This window comes from Streptomyces muensis, from assembly GCF_021474425.1.
In the GTDB taxonomy this organism is placed as follows: domain Bacteria; phylum Actinomycetota; class Actinomycetes; order Streptomycetales; family Streptomycetaceae; genus Streptomyces; species Streptomyces muensis.
In genome coordinates, this window is record NZ_JAKEIP010000382.1 from 1 (window position 1) to 5,978 (window position 5,978).

Genomic DNA, 5,978 nt, shown 5'->3' on the forward strand with positions numbered 1-5,978 from the left:
CGGGGGGGCGGGGCCGCGGGCTCGCAGCACGCGCGGCTCGGGGTCGGCGGGGAGGTGGGTCGGGGGCGGGCCCCCGAGGAGGTTTTCGTGAATGGCCATGCCCTCCAGTCTGGCCCATGGGGCAGCGGGCCTCTTGATCACGCCAGTAGGGTCGTCCCGTGAGTAACGAACACATCACGCTGACCGCGGGTGACGCGGAGGTGGACGTGCTGCCGGAGAACGGCGGGCGGGTCGGAGGGCTGCGCGTCGGCGGGACGGAGTTGTTGCGACAGGGCGAGCGGTTCGGGTGCTTCCCGATGGTTCCCTGGTGCGGGCGGATCCGGGACGGCCGGTTCCTGGACGGCGCCGTGGTGCGGCAGATGCCGCTCAACGCCCCGCCGCACGCCATCCACGGCACCGCCCGCGACGGCGCCTGGAAGGTCGCCCGCGTCACGGGCGACGAGGCGGTCATCACGTACGACCTGGTCGAGCCCTGGCCCTACCCCGGCCGCGTCACCCAGATCGTGCGGCTCGCCGAGGACAGCCTCACCCTCACCATGTCCGTCGAGACGTACGAGACGTCCTTTCCGGCGCAGGTCGGCTGGCATCCCTGGTTCAACCGGAGCCTCGGCGGTGCGGACGTACAGCTCGACTTCACCCCCGCCTGGCAGGAGGAGCGGGGCGAGGACCATCTCCCCACCGGGAATCGGATCGATCGCACGCCCGGGCCCTGGGATGACTGCTTCGGGATGCCCGACGGGGTCGACGTCACGCTCACCTGGCCGGGGCAGTTGGAGCTGAAGGTGGCCGGCCGGGAGGAGTGGGTCGTGGTCTACGACGAACAGGACGCCGCCGTCTGCGTCGAGCCGCAGACCGGGCCGCCCAACGGCCTGAACACCATGCCCCGCCTGGTCACGCCCCTGGAGCCGCTGGAGGCCACCACCGTCTGGAGCTGGCGGCGCCTCTAAGCTGGGCGGCATGACTGACGTACGCGGCGAGCTGCTGCAGCAGATCAAGGACAAGGCCGTGGTGCACGGCAAGGTGACCCTGTCGTCGGGTCTGGAAGCCGACTACTACGTCGATCTTCGGCGTATCACCCTCGACGGGGAGGCCGCCCCCCTGGTCGGGCAGGTGCTGCTCGACCTGACCGCTGAGCTGGACTTCGACGCGGTGGGCGGGCTCACGATGGGCGCCGACCCCGTCGCCGCCGCGATGCTGCACGCTGCCGCGGCGCGCGGCAGGCGGCTCGACGCCTTCGTCGTGCGCAAGGCGGCCAAGGCACACGGGCTGCAGCGTCGGGTCGAGGGGCCGGACATCGCGGGGCGGCGCGTGCTCGTCGTCGAGGACACCTCCACCACCGGCGGCTCGCCGCTCACCGCCGTGGAGGCCGTGCGGGAGGCGGGTGCCGAGGTCGTCGCCGTCGCGACCATCGTCGACCGGGCCACCGGCGCCGCAGAGAAGATCCAGGCGGGCGCGGGGGTGCCGTACCTGTTCGCGTACTCCAAGGACGAGTTGGGGCTGGACTGAGCCACACGGACTCGGCATCCACGCAACACCAAAGTTGATCAGTATCGACCATGATTGAACAGGCCTAGCGTGAGAAGCGACAGATGCCCATCGCATTAGAAAGAAGCGGATATTTGGGTACGGCGTCCCGCTAGTTTCGACGCATGACCGCGCACGGCCGCTACGTCGGCGTACTCAGGGTCTCCCAGGACAAGTCCGCGTCCACGTCGGTCCAAAGACAACGGGAGAACATCGAGTCCTACATCAACGCTTCAGAATTCCCTGGAATCCTTGTCGGCTGGGCTGAGGACACGGACGTGTCCGGGGGACTGTCTCCGTTCAATCGTCCTCAGCTCGGTAAATGGCTGACACGGCGGGTCGACGAGTTCGACGGAATCATCGCCATGAACGTGGACCGCCTCACTCGCCGGGCGCTTCACTTCAGCCGACTCCACGACTGGGGGAGAGCGAACGGCAAGCGCGTCATCTGTGTTTCCGAGGGGTACGACTCGGAAAACCCGCAGACGAAAATGAAGGCTCAGAGGGCGGCGGACTTTGCGGAAGCTGAACTCGACGCCATTACCGATCGGATCAAGGGCGGCGTACAGGGTCGGCTCACCAATAGGTCCTGGGTCAGCGGCACGCCGCCCATGGGATACGCGATCAAGAGTGTCCCGGGCCAGAACCGCAAGATCCTCGTACGTGACCCCGGTTATGCGCAGGTCATGGACCGTATTCTCCAAGGGTTCGCCGACGGGAAGACGCTCAACAGGATTGCGCTCGAACTCAACGAGGCAAGGGTGCTGACCTGGAGCGACTACCGTTTGACGCTTCGAGGAGCGGAACCCAGGGGTGCGTACTGGCAGCAGACCACCCTTGCCAACGCCGTACGTCGCCCCACGTTCGCGGGCATCTACACGTACAAGGGTGAGGCCGTCGAGGACGACGACGGGAACCCGATTCTGATCGCGGAAAACCCCTTCATGTCCTTCGAGGACTGGTCGGAACTCGCCGTACGGCTGGAGCCGCAGAAGCGGGAAGGGAAGGCTCGGCAGCGGATCTCGAAGCACCCCCTCACGGGGATAGCCCTCTGCGGCCGCTGTGGCAGCGCGCTCGGCTCCACCTCTGTCAGCCAGAAGCACGGCAGGTATCACGCCTACTATCGCTGCTCGAAGCGCGCCAAGAAGGGCGCGTGCGAGGCAAAGATGAACATTCGGGTGTCCGAACTGGAAGCGATCTTCGACGAGGTTTTCGATGCCGCCTTCAGTGCCCTTGAGGTGACGTCGGCGACCGGGGACACCTACGAGGGCCCCGGCAGGAGGGTCCCAGACATCTGGGCCGACAAGGATGCGCAAGATCGCAAGGCGTTCCTGCGTGAGCACGGCGTCAGTGTCCGGGTGTGGCAAGACCTGGTGCCCCGGGCCAAGTACAGCGCGGTCATCGACTTCGGTGACATCACCGGCATGGCCAAGGCCGTGGGGCTTCGGCTCCCGGATGGCACGGACCGGCTCGTGATCCACTACCAGTGCGGGGAGGACGACATCCCCAGGGCAGGCGGATCGCCGGCTCCTCCTGCCGAACATGGCCGGACAGATGCGAGAAAGAGGGGACTTTTGGGCGCTGTCACCTCTCCGAGGCAGAGGTAGCCTTAGCGGCGCATACAGAAGGCCGAACAAGCCACGGCGCAGTGGCTCTCCCAGGCCCGCGGAACCCGCACGAGAGGATTGTGTCTTGGCTATCGCGACTCCTGAGGTCTATAACGAGATGCTCGACCGGGCGAAGGCAGGCAAGTTCGCCTACCCGGCCATCAACGTGACCTCGTCCCAGACCCTGCACGCGGCCCTGCGCGGCTTCGCGGAGGCGGAGAGCGACGGCATCATCCAGATCTCCACGGGTGGTGCGGAGTTCCTCGGCGGCCAGCACAGCAAGGACATGGTCACCGGCGCCGTCGCCCTGGCCGAGTTCGCGCACATCGTCGCCAAGAAGTACGACATCACCGTCGCCCTGCACACGGACCACTGCCCGAAGGACAAGCTCGACGGGTACGTACGTCCGCTGCTCGCCGTCTCCGAGGAGCGGGTCGCGCGCGGCGAGAACCCCCTCTTCCAGTCGCACATGTGGGACGGCTCGGCCGAGACCCTCGCCGACAACCTGTCCATCGCGCAGGAGCTGCTGGAGCGGGCCCGCGCCGCGAAGATCATCCTCGAGGTCGAGATCACCCCGACCGGCGGCGAGGAGGACGGCGTCTCGCACGAGATCAACGACTCGCTGTACACGACCGTCGACGACGCGATCCGTACGGCCGAGGCCCTCGGGCTCGGTGAGAAGGGGCGCTACCTGCTCGCGGCCTCCTTCGGCAACGTCCACGGCGTCTACAAGCCGGGCAACGTCGTGCTCCGTCCCGAGCTGCTGAAGGACCTCAACGAGGGTGTCGGTGCCAAGTACGGCAAGACCGCCCCGTTCGACTTCGTCTTCCACGGCGGCTCCGGCTCCACCGCCGAGGAGATCGCGACCGCGCTGGACAACGGCGTCGTCAAGATGAACATCGACACCGACACCCAGTACGCCTTCACGCGTCCGGTGGCGGCCCACATGTTCCAGAACTACGACGGTGTCCTCAAGGTCGACGGCGAGGTCGGCAACAAGAAGACCTACGACCCGCGGACCTGGGGCAAGCTCGCCGAGGCCAGCATGGCCGCGCGCGTGACGGAGGCCTGCTCCCACCTGCGTTCGACGGGTACGAAGATCAAGTAGTTCCGGGTTCATCCGGGGACTTGCGAGCCCGGCGCCTGCCCATGGCGCCGGGCTCGCTGTATACCTGGGGACATGCCCGACGTCCGGCTGGCCTCACCGCAGGGCAAATGGATCCTGCTCACCACCGTCCTCGGCTCCAGCATGGCGATGCTGGACTCGACCGTCGTCAATGTCGCCCTCCCCCGCATCGGCCGTGACCTCGACGCCGACCTCGCGGCGCTGCAGTGGACGGTCAACGCGTACATGCTGACGCTGGCCGGGCTGATCCTGCTCGGCGGTTCGCTGGGGGACCGGTACGGGCGGCGGCGGATCTTCGTGGTGGGCGTGGTGTGGTTCGCGGCGGCCTCGCTGCTGTGCGGGGTCGCGCCGAACGCCGGGGTGCTGATCGCGGCCAGGGCGCTCCAGGGCATCGGAGGGGCGCTGCTCACGCCGGGCTCGCTGGCGCTCATCCAGGCGTCCTTCCATCCCGACGACCGGGGGCGGGCGGTCGGACTGTGGTCGGGTTTCGGGGGCATCGGCGCCGCGGTCGGCCCGTTCCTGGGCGGCTGGCTGGTGGACGGGCCGGGCTGGCGCTGGGTGTTCCTGCTCAACGTGCCGGTGGCGCTGGTGTGCGTGCCGGTCGCGGTACGGCATGTCCCGGAGTCGGGGGACGGCCGGGCTCATGCCGGCCGCTTCGACGTGCTCGGCGCGGTCCTCGGGGCGCTGTCCCTCGCGCTGGTGACCTACGCGCTGATCGAGGCCCGGTCGGGGTCGCTGGTCGTGGTCCTCACCGCGGTGGGGGGCGTGGTGGCCGGGGTCGCCTTCGTGTACGTCGAGCGTCACCGGCCCGACCCGATGATGCCGCTGGACATCTTCAGGTCCCGCCAGTTCACCGCCGTCAACCTCGTCACCCTCTGTGTCTACGCGGCGTTCGGCGGCTTCTTCTTCCTCGCCGCGCTTCAGCTCCAGGTCGTCGTCGGGTACTCCGCGCTCGGCGCCGGTACGGCGCTGCTGCCGACGACCGCGCTGATGCTGTTGTTCTCGGCCCGTTCGGGTGCGCTCGCCGACCGGATCGGTCCCTGGATCCCGCTGACGGTGGGACCGCTGTTGTGCGCGGCCGGAATGCTGCTGATGCTGCGGGTCGGTCCGGACGCCTCGTATCTCCTCGACGTCCTGCCCGCCCTGCTCGTCCTCGGCCTCGGCATGGTCACGTTGGTGGCTCCTCTGACGGCGACCGTCCTGGCGTCCGTCGACACCGCCCGGGCCGGTCTGGCGAGCGGTGTCAACAACGCGGCCGCCCGGGCGGCGGGGCTGGTCGCGGTGGCCGCGCTGCCGTTGCTCGCCGGGATGGGGGAGGAGGCGTATCGCTCGCCGGGCGCCTTCGACGACTCGTTCGGGCAGGCGATGGTGTGGTGTGCGGGGGTGCTGGTGGTCGGGGCCGCGGTGGCCTTTGCGACGGTACGTCCGCTCCCTCCGGACTGCCGCAAACCGGAGTGCCTCCACCACGGGGCGATCACGGCGCCGCCGTTGGAGGGGGTGCGGAGCAGGGGCCGCCTGCCGGGATAGGCATGTTCCTCGCCCCCGCCGCCCCTACCCGTCCCATCCCCAGGGGCTCCGCCCCTTCGACCCCGGGTCGTTTCTTCGGGTGCGGGCCGGCGGGGGCTGGTCGCGCAGTTCCCCGCGCCCCTTCTGGGGGCTGGTTGCGCCCACTCGGCGGAGCCGCACATTGACACAGCCCCGCGCCCCTTCTGGGGCTCCGC

5 protein-coding genes and 1 pseudogene are annotated in these 5,978 nt (G+C 68.8%); 5 read left to right on the plus strand and 1 reads right to left on the minus strand.

Annotated elements, in window-relative coordinates:
* Window positions 1-99 (minus strand): annotated as a pseudogene (locus tag L0P92_RS41245) (DUF3151 domain-containing protein); the annotation flags it as partial.
* A gap of 59 nt (window positions 100-158) precedes the next feature.
* Between L0P92_RS41245 and L0P92_RS41250 the strand changes: the two are divergent.
* The 5 genes from L0P92_RS41250 (at window position 159) to L0P92_RS41270 (ending at window position 5,784) form a co-directional block, all read left to right on the plus strand.
* Window positions 159-947 (plus strand): aldose epimerase family protein, encoded by a 789-nt coding sequence (locus tag L0P92_RS41250; protein ID WP_234768272.1) that lies wholly within the window; start codon window positions 159-161, stop codon window positions 945-947.
* 10 nt (window positions 948-957) lie between these two features.
* Window positions 958-1,506: an orotate phosphoribosyltransferase gene (pyrE, locus tag L0P92_RS41255; RefSeq protein WP_234768273.1), complete on the plus strand. Its 549-nt coding sequence runs from the start codon at window positions 958-960 to the stop codon at window positions 1,504-1,506.
* 143 nt (window positions 1,507-1,649) lie between these two features.
* Window positions 1,650-3,131: a recombinase family protein gene (locus L0P92_RS41260; protein ID WP_234768274.1), complete on the plus strand. Its 1,482-nt coding sequence runs from the start codon at window positions 1,650-1,652 to the stop codon at window positions 3,129-3,131.
* An 85-nt stretch (window positions 3,132-3,216) separates the two neighbouring features.
* A complete protein-coding gene (fbaA, locus tag L0P92_RS41265; RefSeq protein WP_234768275.1) occupies window positions 3,217-4,239 on the plus strand; it encodes a class II fructose-bisphosphate aldolase in 1,023 nt (340 codons plus the stop codon).
* A 72-nt stretch (window positions 4,240-4,311) separates the two neighbouring features.
* Window positions 4,312-5,784, plus strand: coding sequence for an MFS transporter (locus tag L0P92_RS41270; protein ID WP_234768276.1), 1,473 nt, complete (start codon window positions 4,312-4,314; stop codon window positions 5,782-5,784).
* Window positions 5,785-5,978 lie beyond the last annotated feature (194 nt).

What these genes read in the sequence shown, in the direction of transcription:
- L0P92_RS41260 (WP_234768274.1), top strand. Translation starts at nt 1,650, where the DNA reads ATGACCGCGCACGGCCGCTACGTCGGCGTACTCAGGGTCTCCCAGGAC.
- L0P92_RS41270 (WP_234768276.1), top strand. Translation starts at nt 4,312, where the DNA reads ATGCCCGACGTCCGGCTGGCCTCACCGCAGGGCAAATGGATCCTGCTC.
- pyrE (WP_234768273.1), top strand. Translation starts at nt 958, where the DNA reads ATGACTGACGTACGCGGCGAGCTGCTGCAGCAGATCAAGGACAAGGCC.